Annotated in this window: 21 protein-coding genes; 15 read left to right on the forward strand and 6 right to left on the reverse strand. The window is 67.1% G+C overall.

The features are described 5' to 3' along the window. Nucleotides 1–164: 164 nt before the first annotated feature. The 10 genes from AC6EUH_RS04805 to AC6EUH_RS04850 all read left to right on the forward strand — a co-directional run bounded on the left by AC6EUH_RS04805 (nt 165) and on the right by AC6EUH_RS04850 (nt 7,377). Nucleotides 165–641 carry an Asp23/Gls24 family envelope stress response protein gene (locus tag AC6EUH_RS04805; RefSeq protein WP_499737941.1) on the forward strand — a complete coding sequence of 159 codons (477 nt, stop codon included), beginning with the start codon at nt 165–167 and terminating at the stop codon, nt 639–641. Continuing rightward, nucleotides 638–829 carry a hypothetical protein gene (locus tag AC6EUH_RS04810; protein ID WP_056427875.1) on the forward strand — a complete coding sequence of 64 codons (192 nt, stop codon included), beginning with the start codon at nt 638–640 and terminating at the stop codon, nt 827–829. Before AC6EUH_RS04805 ends, AC6EUH_RS04810 begins: the two co-directional genes overlap by 4 nt. Then, nucleotides 826–1,206: a hypothetical protein gene (locus AC6EUH_RS04815; protein WP_056427873.1), complete on the forward strand. Its 381-nt coding sequence runs from the start codon at nt 826–828 to the stop codon at nt 1,204–1,206. The genes AC6EUH_RS04810 and AC6EUH_RS04815 overlap by 4 nt, the downstream gene beginning before the upstream one ends. Continuing rightward, the gene (locus tag AC6EUH_RS04820) at nt 1,203–1,871 is read left to right on the forward strand and encodes a DUF6286 domain-containing protein (protein WP_056427870.1); all 669 of its coding nucleotides are present in this window, start codon (nt 1,203–1,205) and stop codon (nt 1,869–1,871) included. Before AC6EUH_RS04815 ends, AC6EUH_RS04820 begins: the two co-directional genes overlap by 4 nt. Further along, nucleotides 1,868–2,479, forward strand: a complete 612-nt coding sequence (locus tag AC6EUH_RS04825; protein WP_056427867.1) for a hypothetical protein — start codon at nt 1,868–1,870, stop codon at nt 2,477–2,479. The genes AC6EUH_RS04820 and AC6EUH_RS04825 overlap by 4 nt, the downstream gene beginning before the upstream one ends. 233 nt (nt 2,480–2,712) lie before the next feature. After that, nucleotides 2,713–3,996 (forward strand): ABC transporter substrate-binding protein, encoded by a 1,284-nt coding sequence (locus AC6EUH_RS04830; protein ID WP_056427864.1) that lies wholly within the window; start codon nt 2,713–2,715, stop codon nt 3,994–3,996. Between the two features lie 7 nt (nt 3,997–4,003). After that, nucleotides 4,004–5,041, forward strand: a complete 1,038-nt coding sequence (locus tag AC6EUH_RS04835) for a carbohydrate ABC transporter permease (RefSeq protein WP_056427862.1) — start codon at nt 4,004–4,006, stop codon at nt 5,039–5,041. Then, on the forward strand, nt 5,038–5,925 hold the full coding sequence (locus AC6EUH_RS04840) for a carbohydrate ABC transporter permease (RefSeq protein WP_499737942.1): 888 nt from the start codon (nt 5,038–5,040) through the stop codon (nt 5,923–5,925). The genes AC6EUH_RS04835 and AC6EUH_RS04840 overlap by 4 nt, the downstream gene beginning before the upstream one ends. A gap of 10 nt (nt 5,926–5,935) precedes the next feature. After that, nucleotides 5,936–6,190 (forward strand): hypothetical protein, encoded by a 255-nt coding sequence (locus tag AC6EUH_RS04845; RefSeq protein WP_056427858.1) that lies wholly within the window; start codon nt 5,936–5,938, stop codon nt 6,188–6,190. A gap of 95 nt (nt 6,191–6,285) precedes the next feature. Then, complete coding sequence (locus tag AC6EUH_RS04850; RefSeq protein WP_056427855.1) at nt 6,286–7,377, forward strand: LacI family DNA-binding transcriptional regulator; 1,092 nt, start codon at nt 6,286–6,288, stop codon at nt 7,375–7,377. 85 nt (nt 7,378–7,462) lie between these two features. Here AC6EUH_RS04850 and AC6EUH_RS04855 read toward each other — a convergent pair whose 3' ends face one another. Continuing rightward, the gene (locus AC6EUH_RS04855) at nt 7,463–8,389 is read right to left on the reverse strand and encodes a DUF8083 family protein (protein ID WP_499737943.1); all 927 of its coding nucleotides are present in this window, start codon (nt 8,387–8,389) and stop codon (nt 7,463–7,465) included. Between the two features lie 31 nt (nt 8,390–8,420). Next, nucleotides 8,421–9,227 carry an exodeoxyribonuclease III gene (locus AC6EUH_RS04860; RefSeq protein WP_499737944.1) on the reverse strand — a complete coding sequence of 269 codons (807 nt, stop codon included), beginning with the start codon at nt 9,225–9,227 and terminating at the stop codon, nt 8,421–8,423. 167 nt (nt 9,228–9,394) lie between these two features. Between AC6EUH_RS04860 and AC6EUH_RS04865 the strand changes: the two genes are divergently transcribed. From AC6EUH_RS04865 to AC6EUH_RS04880, 4 genes are all read left to right on the forward strand, one after another. Further along, entirely contained in the window at nt 9,395–10,894 is a 1,500-nt protein-coding gene (locus tag AC6EUH_RS04865; protein ID WP_056427846.1) for a CoA-acylating methylmalonate-semialdehyde dehydrogenase, read from the forward strand. Beyond that, nucleotides 10,894–11,967 carry an enoyl-CoA hydratase/isomerase family protein gene (locus tag AC6EUH_RS04870; protein ID WP_499737945.1) on the forward strand — a complete coding sequence of 358 codons (1,074 nt, stop codon included), beginning with the start codon at nt 10,894–10,896 and terminating at the stop codon, nt 11,965–11,967. Before AC6EUH_RS04865 ends, AC6EUH_RS04870 begins: the two co-directional genes overlap by 1 nt. Then, nucleotides 11,960–12,946: a 3-hydroxyisobutyrate dehydrogenase gene (gene mmsB, locus AC6EUH_RS04875; protein WP_268753745.1), complete on the forward strand. Its 987-nt coding sequence runs from the start codon at nt 11,960–11,962 to the stop codon at nt 12,944–12,946. The genes AC6EUH_RS04870 and mmsB overlap by 8 nt, the downstream gene beginning before the upstream one ends. Nucleotides 12,947–13,025: 79 nt before the next feature. Next, on the forward strand, nt 13,026–13,805 hold the full coding sequence (locus AC6EUH_RS04880; RefSeq protein WP_056427840.1) for an enoyl-CoA hydratase: 780 nt from the start codon (nt 13,026–13,028) through the stop codon (nt 13,803–13,805). Between the two features lie 100 nt (nt 13,806–13,905). Here AC6EUH_RS04880 and AC6EUH_RS04885 read toward each other — a convergent pair whose 3' ends face one another. After that, nucleotides 13,906–14,334, reverse strand: a complete 429-nt coding sequence (locus tag AC6EUH_RS04885; RefSeq protein WP_056427838.1) for a DUF1761 domain-containing protein — start codon at nt 14,332–14,334, stop codon at nt 13,906–13,908. Between the two features lie 172 nt (nt 14,335–14,506). Between AC6EUH_RS04885 and AC6EUH_RS04890 the strand changes: the two genes are divergently transcribed. Next, nucleotides 14,507–15,901: an MFS transporter gene (locus tag AC6EUH_RS04890; RefSeq protein ID WP_499737946.1), complete on the forward strand. Its 1,395-nt coding sequence runs from the start codon at nt 14,507–14,509 to the stop codon at nt 15,899–15,901. Nucleotides 15,902–15,985: 84 nt separating this feature from the next. On the opposite strand, the gene AC6EUH_RS04895 is transcribed toward AC6EUH_RS04890, so the two are convergent. From AC6EUH_RS04895 to AC6EUH_RS04905, 3 genes are all read right to left on the reverse strand, one after another. Next, on the reverse strand, nt 15,986–16,840 hold the full coding sequence (locus tag AC6EUH_RS04895) for a LuxR C-terminal-related transcriptional regulator (RefSeq protein WP_499737947.1): 855 nt from the start codon (nt 16,838–16,840) through the stop codon (nt 15,986–15,988). 82 nt (nt 16,841–16,922) lie between these two features. Then, the gene (locus AC6EUH_RS04900) at nt 16,923–17,429 is read right to left on the reverse strand and encodes a MarR family winged helix-turn-helix transcriptional regulator (RefSeq protein ID WP_499737948.1); all 507 of its coding nucleotides are present in this window, start codon (nt 17,427–17,429) and stop codon (nt 16,923–16,925) included. Nucleotides 17,430–17,465: 36 nt separating this feature from the next. Continuing rightward, on the reverse strand, nt 17,466–19,208 hold the full coding sequence (locus AC6EUH_RS04905) for an AMP-binding protein (protein WP_499737949.1): 1,743 nt from the start codon (nt 19,206–19,208) through the stop codon (nt 17,466–17,468). Nucleotides 19,209–19,232 lie beyond the last annotated feature (24 nt).

The raw sequence follows: 19,232 nt of genomic DNA on the forward strand, positions 1-19,232 counted from the left end.
GGCCTGTTCAGCGCGCTTCCGCCGGCGATAGCCTAGGCGTGCCGGGTCTCCACGGATTTCCTCGAAGGGGCACGGCCGTCCCGGGCAGCCCCTCCCCGGGGGCAACCGGCCACCTTGTCGCTGGCAGGTACTAGGGTGGTGACAAAGAGAAGGGGGAGTGCCTCATGGAATACCAGAATCCTCAGCCCGTAGCGGTCCCGGACCCCGGGCAGGCCGCACTGCTACCCGGTAGTGCTCCGCTGCCCGCTAGTGGCAGGACCGTCATTTCCGAAAACGCCGTCGCGAAGGTCGCGGGCATCGCAGCCCGCTCTGTCCCCGGCGTTTACTCCCTGGGCTCCGGCCCGTCCCGTGCGCTGGGTGCCTTCCGCGACGCGGTGGGCAGCTCGGACCACGCCGCCGGCGTCCGCGCCGAGGTCGGCGAAACGCAGGTGGCCGTGGACATCGACCTGGTGGCGCTCTATGGCACGCCTCTCCACCCCTTGGCGGACCAGATTCGCGCTGCCGTGTATGCGGCGGTCGAGGAGCTCGTCGGGCTCCAGGTCATCGAAGTCAACATCGAAATCAACGATGTCTACGTGCCCGGACCGGCAAAGCCCGGCACCGCGGCCGAGACGCGGCCCGCAAGGGAGGCAATCCAGTGAGTCTTACCGTGGTGGGGATCGCCATGGGCGCCTTTGTGGCGTTCATGTCCTTCCAGTTCGGCGTCTGGGGGTTCCTGGGCGCCCTGCTGTTCATGGGGATCGGAGCCCTGCTGGGCCGCGCCGCGGAAGGAAAACTGGACCTGCGCAGCGTGCTTGATGCCCTCACAGGCCGGCGTTCCTCCTCATGAGCGGCACGGCAGGTGCTGTCCGCGTCGCTGAGATGGCCGGGCACACCCGGATCAGCACCCAGGCGCTGACCAGCGTGGCCCGGGCCGCCGCGGCGGAAGCCCTCGGCGTCACGCCGCACGAGGTCCGGGCGGAATGGTCCGACGACGACGGGCTGCTGGCGCTGTCCCTTGTCGCACCCATCGCCGCCCCCGCGCTCACCGCAGTCCTGCGGGACCCCGGACGGGTCGCGGGCTTCGGCGGGACCATGTGGGACCGGGCCGTGGCCGCCAAATCCGAAATCCTCCAGCGCGTAACCGCGCTGAGCGGGGCCCGGCTGAGCCGGGTGGACATCCGCATCAGCGGCGCCAGCATGAGTGAAGGAGGACGCGTCCGTTGAGTCACGTCACCCACCACAATTCCGGCCGCGGGAGCTACGAGCCGTCCGCTCCCGGCGAGGCACCTTCGGCCGGCAATGACGATGCGGGGACCGGCCGCGCGGGGGAAGAAATCCTCAAACGCGAAACCCACTCCTCAAGGGCCGTTGCCTCGATCATCGCCGCCGTGCTGGTCATTGCACTGTGCATCTACGCCCTCCTGGAAACCGCGGTCCGGGCCGTCGGCCAGCCACCCTGGCTGGTGGATCCGCAGACTGCCGCGGAACGGGTGGTGGCACTCCCGGACGGGGTCCCGCCGCTCCTGCTCGGCGTCCTCGGCGCGGTGCTGGTGATGGCGGGGCTGTTCTTTTTCCTGAACGCTGTACTGCCCGGACGCCGTGCCCGCCACGTACTGCCGGACCGCCGCGCCGCCGTCGTCGTGGACGACGAAGTCATTGCGTCCGCGCTGGCGCGGCGTACAAGGCTGGCCGCCAACGTGAGCCAAGAACAGGTGATGGTGACCGTGTCCAGACGTCAGGTCGACGTCAGCGTCCGGCCCACTTCCGGCGTGCCGCTGAGCCCGGACGCCGTCCTCGCCGCGGTGAAGGATGAGCTCCGGGACATGGGTCCGGTTCCCGCACCGGAAGTCCGGATCAATGTGACCACAACCGGGGTGGTCGGCGCATGAACGGCACCCCCAGGATCCTCAACCGCATCCTGATCGGCGTCCTCGGCTTCAAGCTCCTCGCCATCGGAGTCCTGCTCATCCTGCTCGCGAGTGTGCCGGCCGTCGGCGTGTGGTGGCAGAGCTGGGCCGCCGGAGTCTGGAGCCTCTGGCGCGATCTCTTCGAACGCACGCGCTTCCCGGGGCGTGCGGAGAGTTGGCTCTGGATTGTAGTGGTTCTGCTGCTGCTCCTGGTGATTGGCGCCATGGTGGCGTGGGTCGCCCAGCAGGGCAAGGGCCGGGCCAACCTCCTCGTGTCCGAAGAAGAGCCGGGCGACGTGCCGGGAAACGTCCGGATCGGCAGCGGCGTGGCCGAACAGGCGCTCCGGACCGCCTTGGCGGACCGTCCGGACCTGGCAGGCGTCACCGTCGCCACGTACGAATTCCGCGGTGAACCGGGCCTGAGAATCAGGATCCAGCCCCGCCAGGGCGTGGCCCCCCACCGGCTGGCGGCGGAGGTGTCCGCCCTCGTGGAGGCCCTCGATGCTGCGCTCGGCAAACGCACCCCGGTGCTCATCCACATTGCCTCCGGTGCGAGGTCGAGATTCGGGCGGGCCGACCGGGTCCGCTGACCAGGCCGTGGACTTTCGGCGCCATCTTCACGCGCCACACAGCGGCCGTTGGTCCGCCGGCCGCCCCTGAAAAGGCGCGGAACGGCGCCTGAGGCAGCCCACGCGTCGACGGTCTCCTTTTTGTAAAGGTGTGTGTAAACGCTTGCATTCCTCGCAGGGTGTTGATTAGTGTGATGGGCACCACTGCAACGCACCGCCTTTTTTGTCCGGTACTCAGCGAGGAGACCTCCAGTATGAAAACACCGAAGTTCCTACTTCCCATCGCCACAGCAGGCGTTCTAGCCCTCACCCTCTCCGCCTGTGGCGGCGGAGGCGGCGGCGGAACGACCGCCGGCGGCGACGCCGAGCAGGGCCTCGACAGCCGCGGTCCCATCACTTACGTCCAAGGCAAGGACAACAGCAACGTGGTCCGCCCGCTGATCGAGAAGTGGAATGCGGCCCACCCGGACGAGAAGGTCACGTTCAAGGAGCAGACCGACCAGGCCGACCAGCAGCACGATGACCTGGTCCAGAACTTCCAGGCCAAGAACGCCAACTACGACGTCGTCAGCGTCGACGTCGTGTGGACCGCCGAGTTCGCCGCCAAGGGCTGGCTCCAGCCGCTCAAGGACAAAATGGCGCTGGACACCTCGGCGATGCTGAAGCCGACTGTTGAGAGTGCCTCGTACAAGGGCACGCTTTACGCGGCCCCGCAGAACTCCGACGGCGGCATCCTGTACTACCGCAAGGACCTCGTCCCCACAGCACCCAAGACCTGGGACGAGATGATGAGCATGTGCTCCATCGCCAAGGAAAACAACATCGGTTGCTTCGCGGGCCAGTACGCCAAGTATGAAGGCCTCACGGTGAACACGTCGGAGGCCATCAACTCCGCCGGCGGCTCCGTCCTGAACGCGGAAGGCAAGCCGAGCCTGAATACCCCCGAAGCCAAGGCCGGTCTCGAGACTCTGACCAAGGCCTACGCCGACGGCAGCATCCCGAAGGAAGCCATCACCTTCCAAGAGGAACAGGGCCGTCAGGCCTTCCAGAACGGCAAGCTCCTGTTCCACCGCAACTGGCCCTACGTCTACAACCTGGCAAAGACGGAAGGATCGTCAAAGGTCAAGGACGTCCTCGGCATGACCGCGCTGGTCGGCGCGGACGGCCCCGGCGCATCGACACTGGGCGGACACAGCGCCGGCATGAGTGTGTACTCGAAGAACAAGGCCACTGCCCTGGACTTCCTGAAGTTCCTCACCTCCGAGGAAACCCAGAAGTTCTACGCCACGCAGGGCTCCCTGGCCCCGGTGCTCGGCGCGCTGTACGACGATAAGGAACTCGTCGCGAAGCTGCCCTACCTCCCGGTGCTGAAGACCTCGATCGAGAACGCCGTGCCGCGTCCCGTCACCCCGTTCTACCCGGCCGTCACCAAGGCCATCCAGGAAAACGCGTACGCCGCCATCAAGGGCGAAAAGACCGTAGAGGCGGCCTTGTCCGACATGCAGGCGTCCATCGAGTCCGCTAGCGCGGGACAGTAGTCCAGCCATGGCTACCGAATTGGGCCCGACGCCGGTCAAGGAACCGGCGTCGGGCGGTACCCCGATCCACCACGGGCCCAAGGGCGTGGGGGAGGACAACGCAATAGCGAGCCAGGGCAAGTGGGCCTCGTGGCTGCTGGCGCCAACCATCGTCGCGCTGGCAATTGTGATCGTCTACCCGATCATCAGCGCCATCGTGATGTCCTTCCAGAAGGATGCCGGCCTTGACCCCGTCACGGGACTCTTCACCGAGGGTGGGCCCGCCGGTTTCTCGAATTACACCAACTGGCTTTTCCAGCAGTGCGCCGCCCCGGGCGGCGGAACCGTGGCCTGCCCGCCGGGTACCCTCGGTTCGCAGTTCTGGTCCGCCACGGGAACCACCTTCTACTTCACCATCGTCACGGTGACGCTGGAGACGATCCTGGGCTTCTGGATGGCGATCATTATGGCCCGCACCTTCCGGGGTCGCAGCCTGGTCCGCGCGGCCGTGCTGGTGCCGTGGGCCATCCCCACAGCCGTCACGGCCCAGCTGTGGCTGTTCATCTTCGCTTTTGAGGGCATCGGCAACAAGCTGTTCAACACCACCATCCTGTGGACGGGCAGCGAAATCCCGGCCCGGTGGGCGGTCATCATTGCCGACACCTGGAAAACGACGCCGTTTATGGCCCTCCTGATCCTGGCAGGGCTGCAGATGATTCCGGCCGAGGTCTACGAAGCTGCCAAGGTCGACGGCGCGTCCGCATGGCAGCGGTTCCGGATGATCACCCTGCCGCTGGTGAAGCCGGCGCTGATGGTCGCCATCCTCTTCCGGACGCTGGATGCCCTGCGCATGTTCGACCTCCCGTACATTCTGACGGAAGGCTCCAACAACACCACGACGCTCTCCATATTGGTGGTCAACCAAATCAGGCAAGGTTTCAACTCAGCCGCGGCCTTGTCCACCATTACGTTCATCATCATCTTCATGGTGGCCTTCATCTTCGTCCGCTTCCTCGGAGCGAATGTCGTGGAGCAGCAGACCGGTGCAGGTAAGGGGAAGAAATGACCGCCGCGACCGAACTCCGGGCCGAGCAGGACCGTGGCCGCAAGGCGGCCCAGAACCGCGAGAAGTGGGCCAGCGTCCGCACGTACGTCAGTGCCGCCGTGATCCTGTTCTGGTGCCTCGCTCCGGCGTACTGGATGGTGGTGACGGCGTTCCGCGACGTGGGGTACACCTACGACACGTCGCTCCTGCCCACCCACATCACGCTCGACAACTTCCGCACCGCCTTTGATACCTCGTTCGGCAACAGGTTCGGCCAGGCACTGCTGAACAGTGTGTTCATCGGTGTGACGGTAACCGTGATCTCGCTGGTTCTCGGTGTGTTCGCGGCCTATGCCCTGGCCCGGTTGAACTTCCGGTTCAAGTACCTCGTGCTGGGCTTCATCCTGGGAGCCTCCATGTTCCCCGGCGTCGCCCTCATCACCCCGTTGTTCCAGCTGTTCACGAACATCGGCTGGATCGGCACCTACCAGGCACTGATCATTCCGAACATCTCCTTCGTCCTCCCGCTGACGGTGTACACCATGACATCGTTCTTCCGGGAAATGCCGTGGGAGCTTGAAGAAGCGGCCCGCGTGGACGGGTGCACCCAGGGGCAGGCGTTCCGCAGGGTGATCATGCCGCTTGCGGCGCCGGCCATCTTCACGACGGCGATCCTGGCGTTCATCTCCTCGTGGAATGAGTTCCTGATTGCCAGCCAGCTCTCGAACGACGCAACCCAGCCGGTAACGGTGGCTATCGCCAACTTCGCCGGGGCCCAGCCGCAACAGATTCCGTACACGGCCATCATGGCTGCCGGAACGATCGTCACAATTCCGCTGGTCATCCTGGTGCTGGTCTTCCAGCGTAAGATCGTCGCTGGTCTCACCGCCGGCGCCGTGAAGTGATGGCCCGGCAGTGAACGGCAAACCTACCCGTGGTCTGGTCCGGAGCGAACACCGTCGTGTCCGCTCCGGCGAGGACTTCGACATCATTATCGGTCTCCTCGGCTTCTGGGCGCTGGTGCTGTTTGTGGTCACCGTCTGGATGGAGGTAACCGGCGAGCCGGCGCTTGGCTGGGCCCTGGGCCTGCTGGCTATGGTGCTGGCCCTGTACGGATTGATCCGGCTGCGCCGCCGCCTGCCCGAAAGGACGGCAACCAGACGCAACTGAGGACGGGCGCGGGGGCGCCGTTGCCGTGGGGGAGGCGAACAAGGAACTCCTGCGCCGGACATCAGGCGGCAGCAGACAGTCGACAAGGGGACACGGTGGCAAAGACAACAGACAGGGCGCAACGCGGAGGCCACTCCGGCGTCAGCATCGAGGATGTGGCCCTTGCCGCCGGAGTGTCCACCGCCACCGTGTCCCGCGCCGTCCGCGGTCTGCCCAGGGTCTCCCCGGCCACCCGGGAGAAGATCCTGGGCATCGCCGAAGCCCTGGGCTACGTCGCCTCCTCCTCGGCGTCCGGGTTGGCCACCGGGCGCACCAAGACCATCGGCGTGCTGGCCCCGTTCGTCAGCCGCTGGTTCTTCTCCAAGGCCATCGAGGGCGCAGACCGGGAACTGCATGCCCGGCAGTACAACCTCTCTTTATTCAATCTGGGCGGCCACGGCAGCCACCGCGAGCGGCTCTTCAGCAAAACGATGGTCTACAAGCAGATCGATGCGCTGCTGGTGCTGTGTATGGCGCTGACGCATGAAGAAATCGAGCACCTCCAAAAGATCGACATCCCGTTGGTCGTCGTCGGAGGCCACGTCGAGGAATGCCCCTACATCGGAATCGACGACTACGCCGCCGCCGCGACGGCAGTGCGGCACCTGATCGGACTCGGGCATACGGAGATCGCGCTGCTGCACGGGGACGACGAAACCGACCTCAACTTCGACGTCCCCCGGGTCCGGATCAAAGCGTTCCAGGACGTGATGGCCGAAGCCGGCCTGAACGTCCGCGAGGAATGGGACGAATGGGGGGATTTCACGGTCCGCAGCGGCCAGAACGCCTTCCGCCGGCTGTGGGACAGGCCCGGTCCGAAACCCACGGCAATTTTCTGCGCGTCGGACGAGATGGCCATGGGGATCATCTTCGAGGCCGCGCGGGCCGGGGTGCGGGTCCCTGCGGATCTCTCCGTGATCGGGATCGACGACCACGACTTTTCCGAGGCCATGGGTCTCACCACCGTCGGGCAGCGCCCGGACGAGCAGGCCGAACTGGGCACCAAAATGCTGCTGGACGAGCTCGACGGGATCGCCGGGTCAGTGCGCTCCACGGTCGCCCCGCACCAACTGATCGTCCGCAGCACCACGGCGCCGCCGCCACGGAGCGCCGGTACAACCCGGAACGGCGCAGCGCCGGGTGGCTGACCGCCGGCAGCACGCCTAGTCCGGACGCTGACGGCGTCCGGCACGCGAACCGCAAGCGCGGCAACGTACTAAAAGCGCGGGGACGTCAGGACGCGCGGGCCAGTTGCCGGATCGGAATCCAGCGGGACGCCAGGCGCCGGTAGGCGGCAGCCGCCCCGGTCATGTCCCCTTCGGCCAGGCATTCAATGCCCAGCCGCACATCCATCGGCGAGTCATCCGGGTAGACCTTGTCCGCCACGGCGCCGTAGTCCAGCTCCACCACCGACTCCGGGTGGAAGAGTTCCAGCCATTCGGTGAGCTGCGTCAGGTCCTCGAGCATGTCCAAGTCCGGTGCGGCGAGGGCCAGGTGGGCCACCGCATAGCGGACCCGCTCCAGGGCTTCGCCGATCGTCGCCCGGATCCGCACGGTGACAATGTGCCCCTCGGATTCCACCACGTCCGTGGGATCCGATTCCTGGAACAGGCAGAACCAACTGAACGGGATGCCCCACGTGGAGGCCCGGGTGTGCACCCGGCCCAGCCCGGCATGCGCCCGCACATCATCGATGCGCTCCTGGTGCCGATCGCGCTGCTCTTCGGGGATCAGCAACTGCGCCAGCGGCCCGTGGATGCCCTCCATCAAGGCGTTGGCCGCCAGCCCGGCGCGGAGCACCAGCTGGCTGGGACAGTACAGCAGGCTGTCCTGCGGCCCGGCGTCGGGGTTCCCGGCGCCGGGGGTAACTGTGCCGCCGTCGTTGGCCGGCGGTGCCGGCGGCGCGCTCTTCCGGGGTGCCGCCAGGACACGGACCAGGTCCGTCGCCCCGGTGGGGAACGGGTCTCCGCCCTGGCGCGTGATGCGGCCCAGGGAGGCGAGCAGCTCGGCGTTTTCGACGGCCGCCCGGGAAACGCTCCGGGCTCCCGCCGTGCGCAGGGCGCCCTGCTGCTCCTCGGGAAACGCCGCCAAGGGCTCGTAGACCCGCAGTGCCGAGGAGAACGGCAGCCCGGCCTGTCCGCGGTAGAGGTTTCCTGTCATGGGACCACCTCGATTCGCTGGGCGGCGCACATCAGTCGCTCAACTCCACGATCACGGGGGCATGGTCCGAGGCGCCCTTGCCCTTGCGTTCCTCACGGTCGATCGCGGCGCCGGTGACCCGGGCGGCCAGAGCGGGGGAGGCCAGGACAAAATCGATCCGCATCCCTTCCTTCTTCGGGAAGCGCAGCTGCGTGTAATCCCAGTAGGTGTACACGCCGGGCCCGGGGGTGTGCGGGCGGACAACGTCCTGGAAGCCGGCCTCTTCGAAGGCGTGGAAGGCGGCGCGTTCGGGGTCGCTCACGTGGGTGAGGCCCTCGGCGCGGAAGTAGTCGATGTCCCAGACGTCGTCGTCCTGCGGGGCAATGTTCCAGTCGCCCATCAGGGCAATCTGCGCCTCGGGATCGTCCCGCACCCAGCCTTCGGCATGGGTCCGCAGGGAGTCCAGCCAGCTGAGTTTGTATGGCATATGCTCATCGTCGAGGGCCCGGCCGTTGGGGACATAGAGGCTCCAGACCCTGATGCCGCCGCACGTGGCGCCGATCGCGCGGGCCTCCTGCACGGCGTCCTTGCCGTTCTTGCCGAAGACCGGCTGGTCAATGAAGGTGCGTTCGACGTCGTCGAGTCCCACCCGGGAGGCGATGGCCACGCCGTTCCACTGGCTCAGCCCGAAGTGCGCCACCTCGTAGCCCATGTTCTCGAACAGCTCCCAGGGGAAATTGTCGTCCTTGCACTTGGTTTCCTGGATGGCCAGGACATCACAGTCGGTGCGCTGAAGCCACGCTTCAACACGGTCGGCGCGGGCACGGAGCGAATTCACATTCCAGGTAGCTATCTTCACACCCCCTAACTTACCGAACTTGGCTGCCGGACGAAGCTGCCCGCCGGCTGGAGGCCCTCTGGAATTTAGTAGGAAGTCCGAGTATATTCAGGAGCAGAAGATGATGTGGGTCACAGGCGGCCTGGCCGTCACCACGTCAATCACACGGTGCAAAGGAGCATTCCATCATGGTTCGCGAACTATCCCACTACATTGACGGACAGCATGTTGAAGGCACCTCCGGGCGCTTCAGCGATGTCTACGATCCGTGCACTGGCGAGGTCCAGGCCCGGGTGCCGCTGGCCAGTACCGAAGAGGTCCGCAACGTGGTCTCCAACGCGGAGAAGGGCCAGCTCGAGTGGGCGGCCATGAACCCGCAGCGCCGCGGCCGGATCCTGCTCAAGTTCGTTGACCTGGTCAACCAGAACCTGGACGAACTCGCCACCCTGCTCTCCTCGGAACATGGCAAGACCTTCCTCGATGCGAAGGGTGACATCCAGCGCGGCATCGAGGTCGTGGAATTCGCTGCCGGCGCCCCGCACCTGCTCAAGGGCGAATTCTCGGACAGCGCCGGAACCGGCATTGACGTTCATTCGCTGCGCCAGCCGCTCGGCGTCGTCGCCGGCATCACCCCCTTCAACTTCCCGGCCATGATCCCGCTCTGGAAGTCCGGCCCGGCCCTCGCCGCGGGCAACTCCTTCATCCTCAAGCCGTCCGAGCGCGATCCCTCCGTGCCGCTGCGCCTCGCCGAGCTCTTCACCGAGGCCGGCCTGCCCGCCGGCGTCTTCAACGTCGTCAACGGTGACAAGGAATCCGTGGACGCCCTGCTGGAGGACCCCCGCGTGCAGGCGATCGGCTTCGTGGGCTCCACGCCGATCGCCCAGTACATCTACGCCACGGCAGCCGCGAACGGCAAGCGCGCCCAGTGCTTCGGCGGCGCCAAGAACCACATGGTGATCATGCCGGACGCGGACCTGGACATGGCAGCGGACGCCCTGATGGGTGCCGGCTTCGGCTCCGCCGGCGAACGCTGCATGGCCATCTCGGTGGCCGTGCCGGTCGGCAAGGCCACCGGCGACGCTCTCGTCGCCAAGCTAGAGGAGCGGATCGCGGACCTCAAGGTGGGCCACAGCCTCGCGAAGGACTCGGACTTCGGCCCGGTGGTGGCCGCATCCGCGAAGGAACGGATTGAAGGCTACATCCAGGCCGGCGTCGACGAGGGCGCCACGCTGCTGGCCGACGGCCGCGGCCTCAAGGTGGAGGGTTACGACGGCGGCTTCTGGGTCGGACCCACGCTGTTCGACAACGTCACCAAGGACATGACGATCTACAAGGAAGAGATCTTCGGCCCGGTGCTGAGTGTGCTCCGCGCGGAGGACTACGACGAGGCCCTGCGCCTGTGCAGCGAGCACGAGTTTGGCAACGGCGTGGCCATCTTCACCCGCGACGGCGACTCCGCCCGCGACTTCGCCAGCCGGGTCCAGGTGGGCATGGTGGGCATCAACGTCCCCATCCCGGTGCCGATCGCCTACTACACCTTCGGCGGGTGGAAAGCCTCCGGCTTCGGCGACCTCAACCAGCACGGCGCGGACGCCTTCCGCTTCTACACCAAGACCAAGACGGTCACCACCCGCTGGCCCTCCGGTATCCGCACCGGTGCCAGCTTCGTGATGCCGGAAGGCAGCTGATGGCGGGGAAGCACTCCGGGGATTCCCCGCCCGCGGAGGTGCTGTTCGAGCGGCGCGGCCGGCTCGCCGTGGTCACGCTCAACCGGCCCAACGCCGTCAACGCGCTCACCGCCGGCATGGCGTCCGCCATGCTGGAGCAGCTCACCCTCTGGGCGGACGACGACGCCGTGGCCGCCGTGCTGGTCCGCGGCGCCGGCGACCGGGGGCTGTGCGCCGGCGGCGACATCGTGGCCATCTACCGGGACATGCTCGACGGTGGCGGCGCGACCGTCGGCTTCTGGGCCGAGGAATACCGGCTGAACCTGCTGATTTCCGAGTACCCCAAGCCGTACGTGGCGATGATGGACGGACTGGTCCTCGGCGGCGGGGTGGGGATCTCCGCGCACGGCTCGGTCCGGATCGTCACCGAACGCACCCGGATGGGCATGCCGGAGACCACGATCGGTTTTGTGCCCGACGTCGGCGGAACCTTGTTGCTCTCCCGCTCGCCGGGCGAATCCGGCACCCACGCAGCCCTCACCGGGGCGCACCTGAGCGGCTCCGACGCGTTGTTCCTGGGGCTCGCGGACCACTTTGTGCCGTCCGCAAGCCTGCCTGCGCTGGAGGAGGCGCTGGAGAACGAGCCGGTGGACGCCGCCGTCGCACGCTTCGCCGGGGAAGCCCCGGGCTCTGTCCTCGCAGCGCAGCAGGAATGGATTGACGCCTGCTACTCGAGCGACGACGCCGAAGAGATCCTGCGGCGGCTGCGCGCGGTGGGCGGGGAAGCCTCGGACGTCGCCGACACGATCGAAACCAAATCACCGACCGCCGTGAAAGTGGCGCTGGCATCCCTGCGCCGGGCCACAGGCCTGAGCCTCGAGGAAGCCCTCGAGCAGGAATACCGGGTGGGACTGCGGTTCCTGGCCGGCCCCGACTTCCGCGAAGGCATCCGGGCGCAGGTGGTGGACAAGGACCGCGACCCGCACTGGCAGCCGGCCAGCCTGGCGGAAGTCAGCCGTGGCGACGTCGAATCCTATTTCGCGCCGCTGGGCGACCGTGAACTGAACCTTTCGAAGGAGCGGGACAATGTCTGAAGCAACGGGGTCTGAAGCAACGGGGTCTGAAGCAACAGGGTCCGGACCGGCCCACGCCGGCACCATCGCTTTCCTGGGCCTCGGCCACATGGGCGGACCCATGGCCATCAACCTGGTCAAGGCCGGCTATTCGGTGACCGGCTTCGATCCGGTGCCGGCCGCACTGGAAACCGCCCGTGCCCACGGCATCACCACCGCGGACACGGCGGTGGAAGCGGTAGCCGGCGCCGCCGTCGTGCTGACCATGCTGCCCAGCGGCCAGCACCTCCTGGACGCCTACCGCGGCACCCCCAACCGCCCAGACAACGCAGGCCGGCCGGGCCTGCTGGACATCACCCCTCCGGGCACGCTCTTCCTGGACTGCTCCACGATCAACGTGGACGAGGCGCGCGAGGCAGCCGACCTGGCCGTCGCGGCCGGTCACCGGGCCGTTGACGCTCCGGTATCCGGCGGCGTCGTGGGGGCCGAGGCCGGCACCCTGACGTTTATGGTGGGGGCACTTCCGGAGGACTTCGAAGCGGTCAAACCCCTGCTGGAAGTCATGGGCAAGCGGGTGGTGCACTGCGGGGAACACGGTGCCGGGCAGGCCGCGAAGATCTGCAACAACATGATCCTCGGCGTCTCGATGATCGCCGTCAGTGAAGCCTTTGTGCTCGGGGAGAAGCTGGGGCTCACGCACCAGGCCCTGTTCGACGTCGCCTCTGCGGCCTCGGGCCAGTGCTGGGCGCTGACCACCAACTGCCCGGTCCCGGGGCCGGTGCCCACCAGCCCGGCCAACCGCGACTACCAGCCCGGCTTCGCGGGGGCGCTGATGGCCAAGGACCTCAAACTGGCCCTCAACGCCCTGGAAAGCACCGGCGTCGCCGCCCGGCTGGGGCCGCTCGCCTCCGAAATCTACGATACCTTTGCCGCGGAAGGCGGGGCGGGCCGGGACTTCTCCGGCATCATCACCGACATCCGGGACAAATCCGGCCACTAGCCGGCCGAAGACCAAGCATTTCTGAACAGCAACCTTTCTGAACAGCAAACTTTTCTGAACAGCAGCCGAGGGGACAGGCATGACGGAGCAGTACACAAACATTCTGGTGGAGCGGCGCGGCCGGGTGGGGCTCGTGACGCTCAACCGGCCCGAAGCGCTGAACGCCCTCAACAAGGCCACCATGGACGACCTCGTGGCCGCGGTGACGGCCATGGACACCGATCCGGACGTGGGCGCCGTGGTGGTGACAGGTTCCGCCAAAGCCTTCGCGGCGGGCGCGGACATCAAGGAAATGCAGTCCAAGGGCTACATGGACATGTACGCGGCGGACTGGTTCCGGGGCTGGGAAGACTTCACGCGGCTGCGCATCCCCGTGGTCGCGGCAGTATCCGGCTTCGCCCTCGGCGGCGGCTGTGAGCTGGCGATGATGTGCGATTTCATCATCGCCGGGGACAACGCCAAATTCGGCCAGCCGGAAATAAACCTGGGCGTACTGCCCGGGATGGGCGGCTCACAGCGACTCACCCGCGCCGTGGGCAAATCCAAGGCCATGGACATGATCCTGACGGGACGCTTTATGGACGCCGAAGAAGCCGAACGCGCCGGCCTCGTGTCCCGCGTGGTGCCGGCCGCCGACGTCGTCGAGGAGGCCCTGAAAGCCGCCGAGGTAATTGCCTCCAAGTCCAAGCCGGTGGCGATGGTGGCCAAGGAAGCAGTCAACGCGGCCTTCGAGACCGGACTGGCCCAGGGCGTGCTGTTTGAACGCCGCGTGTTCCACTCGTTGTTTGCCACCGAGGACCAGAAGGAAGGCATGGCGGCCTTCACTGAAAAGCGCCAGCCGGACTTCACGCACCGCTAGGCAGGGGCGCGCGACCTTCCTGCGCTTCGGCTAACGCTCCACGACGCGCAAAAGCCCTGACGCCACGTTATTCCCGTAGCGTCAGGGCTTTTGCGCGTCGTCAGGCCGCGCTGATCCCGAACAACCCGATGATGAGCGCCATCACCGCCAAAGTCACCAGTTCGTGGGCGCAGTTCAGGACCGTCAGCCCGGCCGGGCGGCCCTCGAAGGCGTCGTGGGTGATGAACCGGGCCGCCGTGAAGCCGGCCCAGAGGATCACGGCGGTGACCAGGGTGTTGGCCAGGAAGTTCCCGCCGTAGAAGTGCTGTGAGATGGCGGCTGATCCGGCCAGGACCGCTGCGCTGATGAAGCTCACGACGAGGGTGACCAGGATCGGTTTCACGGCGTCCTTCGCGTCACCGCTGGGCGTGACCTTGGCGACGCGCATCCAGTAGTTGCCGAATACCTTCGGCGTGTACCAGACGGACCCGACCACCATGCTGGACAGGGTGGCCAGCAGTACCGCCCAGATGTTGATCTCCGGAATCATTGCGCTCCTCTAGTTTCAGGGTTGGTTTCTTTCCGAAGTCTAGGGGACCGCCCGGGCGGCCCGGCGCTCATCCCAGCTACCTCTTTTAGGAGGTAGTTGGATGTCCACGCTTTGGTTACGGTGAGCTGAGTCACAAAGCAGTGCACCGAGTCTGACATCAAAGGAGATCGCCATGACTTCAGTTTCACCGAGTTCGCCGGCCGGGCTGCAGGCGCCGCCCAGCCGCAGGACACTCCGCAAGGTCGCCTTCGCCAGCTTCGCCGGCACCACCATCGAGTTCTACGACTTCTTTATCTACGGGACCGCGGCTGCCCTGGTCTTCCCCGTCGTCTTCTTCCCGGCGCTCGGGGCCGCCGCGGGCACGATCGCCTCCTTCGGCACCTTCGCCGTCGCCTTCTTCGCCCGCCCGGTGGGCGCCATCATCTTCGGCCACTTCGGCGACCGGATCGGCCGGAAGAAAACCCTCATCACCACGCTGCTCATGATGGGCATCGCCACCGTGCTGATCGGCTTCATCCCCGACGCCAACACAATCGGCGTGGCCGCCCCGATCATCCTGGTGGTGCTGCGCTTCGTGCAGGGCCTCGCCGTGGGCGGAGAGTGGGCCGGGGCTACCTTGCTGGTCGCCGAATACGCGCCCAAGGGCAAGCGGGGCCTCTTCGGATCCTTTCCACAGATTGGTCCGTCGGTGGCCTTTTTCCTGGCCAGCGGCACCTTCCTGATCACCAACCTCACCCTCGGGGACAAGTCCGAGGCGTTCATCTCCATCGGCTGGCGCGTGCCGTTCATCCTCAGCGCAGTGCTGGTACTCGTGGGCCTGTGGGTTCGGCTGAGCATCGAGGAAACCCCGGTGTTCAAAAACGCCGCCACCACCGTCCACACCACCACCAAGCTTCCCGTCCTCGAATCGATCAAGCGCCAGCCGCGCGAAATCCTGCTCGCCGGCGGCTCGCTGACCCTGCTGTTTGCCTTCTTCTACATGGGCACCGCCTACCTCACCAGCTACGCCTCGAGCCCCACCGGCATGCAGTTGAGCCGGGTGGAAGTGCTCAGCACCGGCATGGTCGCTTCCGTTTTCGTCGCCGCCGCGACCCTGGCTTCCGGCATTCTCTCGGACCGCTTCGGCCGCAAGAAGGTCATCGCCACCTCCTGCATCCTCGCCGTGCCGTGGTCCCTGGCGCTGTTCCCGATCCTGAGCGCAAACACCGTCTTCGCGTTCGCCGTCGGCCTGACGGTCACCCTCGTCATTTTCGCCATCGCCTACGGTCCCGCCGGGGCGCTGCTGCCCGAACTGTTCGAGACCCGCTACCGCTACACCGGCGCCGGCATGGGCTACAACCTCGCCGGCGTCGTCGGCGGCGGCATCGTGCCGCTCGTGGCCGCCCAGCTGGCCGGGACGTCCGGGGCGTGGTCCGTCGGATTCCTGCTCGCCGGAATCGGCGTGTTCAGCGTGCTGTGCACCCTCTTCCTGCCCAACCGCGAAAAGCAAGGACTGGAAGGCGCGACGCCGGATGTGTCCGCAGCCGTAAGCGCCGCCGGAGCCGCGGAGCCCGCCTCCCGGCACTAGGGGGGATTCGAAGCCCAAGGATCCTGTTGTGGGAGAACTGCCATTGGGGGAGCGGGGCTGCCGGTGAAATCCGGCAGCCCCGCTCTACGGGATGAGTCCCAGCCGGCGGGCCGCGGACACGGCCTCGAGCCGGTTGTGCGCGGACAATTTGGCCATGGCGTTCTGCAGGTAACTTTTGACGGTCACGGCTTTCAGCCCGAGGCGCTCCGCGGTTTCCTGGTACGAGCAGCCGAGTGCCACCTGCGCCAGCACGTCGAGTTCCCGGCGGGCCAGCCGTGCCGTCGGGTGGACCCCATCCGCGGGCGGCGGCGCCAGATGGCTGCCGATAATGTCCAACTGCCGTGCCAGGGCAGGATCGGACACCGAGCCGGCCAGGGAGCGCAGCTCGGCGTGGGCCTCCCGGACGTGCTCCAGCCAGCTCCGGTCAAGGGTCAGGGCGGGCTCGGCCCGTGCCGTGTCGATAATCGACACCCTGCGGTCCACCTCGTCCCGGACGCGGAGTTCCCCGGCAATCTCGGCGGCAGCCCCCATCGCCTCGCGCACAGCAGTTTCCCCCAGTGGCGCACTGTCGCGGCTGGCGACGTACAGCACCGCCCGCGACGTGCCCTTGACCACCACGGGGACGGCCGCCATCGAGGTCAACCGTTCCCGCCTGACGGCGAGATCGTATTCATGGGTGATTCCCTCGGAGGCGATGTAGTCCTCCACCAGGAACGGCCGGCGCTGGGCGAAGACCCGGCCGCCGAGGCCGGCTCCGGGGACCACCACCACCTGGTGCAGGCTGGACGTCGCGGTGCCCAGGAAGTCCGTCAGTTGCAGCCGCTCGCCGCTGGCCAGGCCGGCGAAGAGCACGGCGGGCCGGAACCTGCCGGAGAGCAGGCGCAGGGATGCGCGGAGCAGCTCCCGGTCATCGGGGCGGGAATAGGCGTTCGGCTGCATGAGTCGTCTCCTGGTGCCGCGGAGCCCGTCACTGCAGTGTGACGGGCGGTCAGTGTTGGTCGGTCCGTTCAGTCCGGGCGGATCATCCGCTGAAGTCGCCGGCATTGCGGCGGAAGGTGCCCAGGATCCGGATCAGCTGGTCGACATCCTGCTCCGCGAAGCCTGACTGGGCGAACACCTCGGTGTTGAGTGCCGCCGTCGCGCGTTTGGCCAGCGTCCGCCCCTCCGGGGTGAGCTCAATGAGAGTGGTGCGCCCGTCGGTGGGATGCGGCGAGCGGAGGACCAGCCCCGCCTGCTGGAGCCGGTCGACGGCGTTCGTCACCGAGGTGGGGTGGACCTGCAGCAGCGCGCTTGCCTTGTTCATGGGCAGCGCGCCGCTGCGGGCGAAGCTCAGCAGGGCGAGGAGCTCGTACCGGGCAAACGTCAGCCCGAACGGCTTCAGGACCCCTTCGATCCGGGCCAGCAGGAGCTGCTGGGTCCGCATGATGGCGGTGATGGCAGCCATGGGCGCGGCGACGTCGGACCAGCCGTGCCGTTCCCAGTTCAGCCGGGCGTCGGCGATCGGATCACGCGGCAGGGGCGTTGCCACGGCACCCCCAGCTTCTTGTCCTGAGTTTCATGGGGTTCAGCCTAGCTTTTCGGCCGGGCTTTTCAGCCCCGGGAAGTCCGCCTCGGAGTACTCCGTGCCGAGACCCGCCGGGACCGCCCCGCCGCCGTGGCGCAGTTCTTCGCTGTGCCGCAGCTCCACGCGCCGGATCTTGCCCGAGATGGTTTTGGGCAGCTCGGCGAACTCCAGCCGGCGGATCCGCTTGAACGGTGCCAGGTGGTCGCGGCAGTAGCGCAGGATGTCCTCGGCCAGCTCCGGGCCGGCCTCGTGCCCGGCGGCCAGGACCACAAATGCCTTGGGCACGGAGAGCTTGAGCGCGTCCGGGGAGGGGACGACGGCGGCCTCGGCCACCGCCGGGTGCTCGATCAGCACGCTTTCCAGCTCGAACGGGGACAGCCGGTAGTCGGAGGATTTGAAGACGTCGTCGCCGCGGCCCACGTAGGTGATGATGCCGCGCTCGTCCCGGCTCGCCATGTCGCCCGTGTGGTAGTAGCCGTCGCGGAACGCCTCCGCCGTCTTGTCGGGGTCCCCGTAGTACGCCTTCATCAGCCCGACGGGGCGGGGGTCAAGGCGCAGGCAGAGCTCGCCGTCGTCGCCTTCCGCACCGGTGGCGGGGTCCACGAGGACCACGTCGTAACCCGGCAGGGGTTTGCCCATGGCGCCGATCTTGATCGGCTGGCCCGGGGTGTTCGCGATCTGCACCGTGGATTCGGTCTGGCCGAAGCCGTCGCGGATGGTCTGGCCCCAGGCGCGCTGGACCTGGTCGATCACTTCGGCGTTGAGCGGCTCCCCGGCGGACACCACCTTGGTGGGCGGGTTCTTGAGCAGGGTCAGGTCGGCCTGGATGAGCATGCGCCACACCGTGGGAGGGGCGCAGAAGCTCGTGACTGCTTCGCGGTCCATCTGCTCCATGAGCGCCTTGGCGTCGAAGCGCTCGTAGTTGTAGATAAAGACGCAGGCTTCGGCGATCCACGGCGTGAACACGTTGGACCAGGCGTGCTTGGCCCAGCCGGGGGAGGCCACGTTCAGGTGCACGTCGCCGGGTTCCATGCCGATCCAGAACATGGTGGACAGGTGGCCCACCGGGTAGGAGGTGTGCGTGTGCTCCACCAGCTTGGCCTTGGACGTGGTGCCCGAGGTGAAGTAGAGCAGCAGGGTCTCGTCGGCCAGGGTCGGCGCGTCCGGGGTGAACTCTTCGCCCGAACCGGCCGAGGCTGCGTACTGCAGGACGTTTTCATCGGCGGCCGCGCTGCCGGCGCCGATTTCGATCAGCGTGTAGTCGCCCGGGACCTCGGCGAACTTCCCGATATTGGCGCTTCCGACGGCGGCCCAGTTCGCCCCGCCGCGCTCCACGCGGTCCTTCAGGTCGGCAGGCCCCATCAGGGTAGTGGTGGGGATCATGACGATGCCCAGCTTGATCCCGGCGAGCATCAGTTCCCAGAGTTCCACCTGGTTGCCGAGCATGATGATCATCCGGTCGCCGCGCCGCACACCCTGGCCGCGCAGCCAGTTGGCCACCTGGGCGGAGCGCCGGGAGAGGTCTGCGTAGCTGCGCCGCGTGGCGGAGCCGTCCTGCTCGACGATGACAAGGGCCGGCCTGCCGGCTTTGGCCGGGTCCGCCGCGATCTGGTCGAACCAGTCCAGCGCGAAGTTGAAGTGCTCAAAACGCGGCCACTGGAATTCGGTGCGCGCCGCCTCGTAGTCCGTGCGGAGGCCAAGCATCCGGTCGCGTGCTGCGCGGAATTCCTCAGTAACTGTCATGGTGCACCTTTCGACGTCTGGTGG

The sequence above is a fragment of the Arthrobacter sp. 001422645 genome (assembly GCF_059816125.1).

What these genes read in the sequence shown, in the direction of transcription:
- AC6EUH_RS04805 (WP_499737941.1), top strand. Translation starts at nt 165, where the DNA reads ATGGAATACCAGAATCCTCAGCCCGTAGCGGTCCCGGACCCCGGGCAG.
- AC6EUH_RS04840 (WP_499737942.1), top strand. Translation starts at nt 5,038, where the DNA reads ATGACCGCCGCGACCGAACTCCGGGCCGAGCAGGACCGTGGCCGCAAG.
- AC6EUH_RS04830 (WP_056427864.1), top strand. Translation starts at nt 2,713, where the DNA reads ATGAAAACACCGAAGTTCCTACTTCCCATCGCCACAGCAGGCGTTCTA.
- AC6EUH_RS04905 (WP_499737949.1), bottom strand. Translation starts at nt 19,208, where the DNA reads ATGACAGTTACTGAGGAATTCCGCGCAGCACGCGACCGGATGCTTGGC.
- AC6EUH_RS04885 (WP_056427838.1), bottom strand. Translation starts at nt 14,334, where the DNA reads ATGATTCCGGAGATCAACATCTGGGCGGTACTGCTGGCCACCCTGTCC.
- AC6EUH_RS04835 (WP_056427862.1), top strand. Translation starts at nt 4,004, where the DNA reads ATGGCTACCGAATTGGGCCCGACGCCGGTCAAGGAACCGGCGTCGGGC.
- AC6EUH_RS04825 (WP_056427867.1), top strand. Translation starts at nt 1,868, where the DNA reads ATGAACGGCACCCCCAGGATCCTCAACCGCATCCTGATCGGCGTCCTC.
- AC6EUH_RS04815 (WP_056427873.1), top strand. Translation starts at nt 826, where the DNA reads ATGAGCGGCACGGCAGGTGCTGTCCGCGTCGCTGAGATGGCCGGGCAC.
- mmsB (WP_268753745.1), top strand. Translation starts at nt 11,960, where the DNA reads ATGTCTGAAGCAACGGGGTCTGAAGCAACGGGGTCTGAAGCAACAGGG.
- AC6EUH_RS04870 (WP_499737945.1), top strand. Translation starts at nt 10,894, where the DNA reads ATGGCGGGGAAGCACTCCGGGGATTCCCCGCCCGCGGAGGTGCTGTTC.
- AC6EUH_RS04890 (WP_499737946.1), top strand. Translation starts at nt 14,507, where the DNA reads ATGACTTCAGTTTCACCGAGTTCGCCGGCCGGGCTGCAGGCGCCGCCC.
- AC6EUH_RS04895 (WP_499737947.1), bottom strand. Translation starts at nt 16,840, where the DNA reads ATGCAGCCGAACGCCTATTCCCGCCCCGATGACCGGGAGCTGCTCCGC.
- AC6EUH_RS04865 (WP_056427846.1), top strand. Translation starts at nt 9,395, where the DNA reads ATGGTTCGCGAACTATCCCACTACATTGACGGACAGCATGTTGAAGGC.
- AC6EUH_RS04880 (WP_056427840.1), top strand. Translation starts at nt 13,026, where the DNA reads ATGACGGAGCAGTACACAAACATTCTGGTGGAGCGGCGCGGCCGGGTG.
- AC6EUH_RS04855 (WP_499737943.1), bottom strand. Translation starts at nt 8,389, where the DNA reads ATGACAGGAAACCTCTACCGCGGACAGGCCGGGCTGCCGTTCTCCTCG.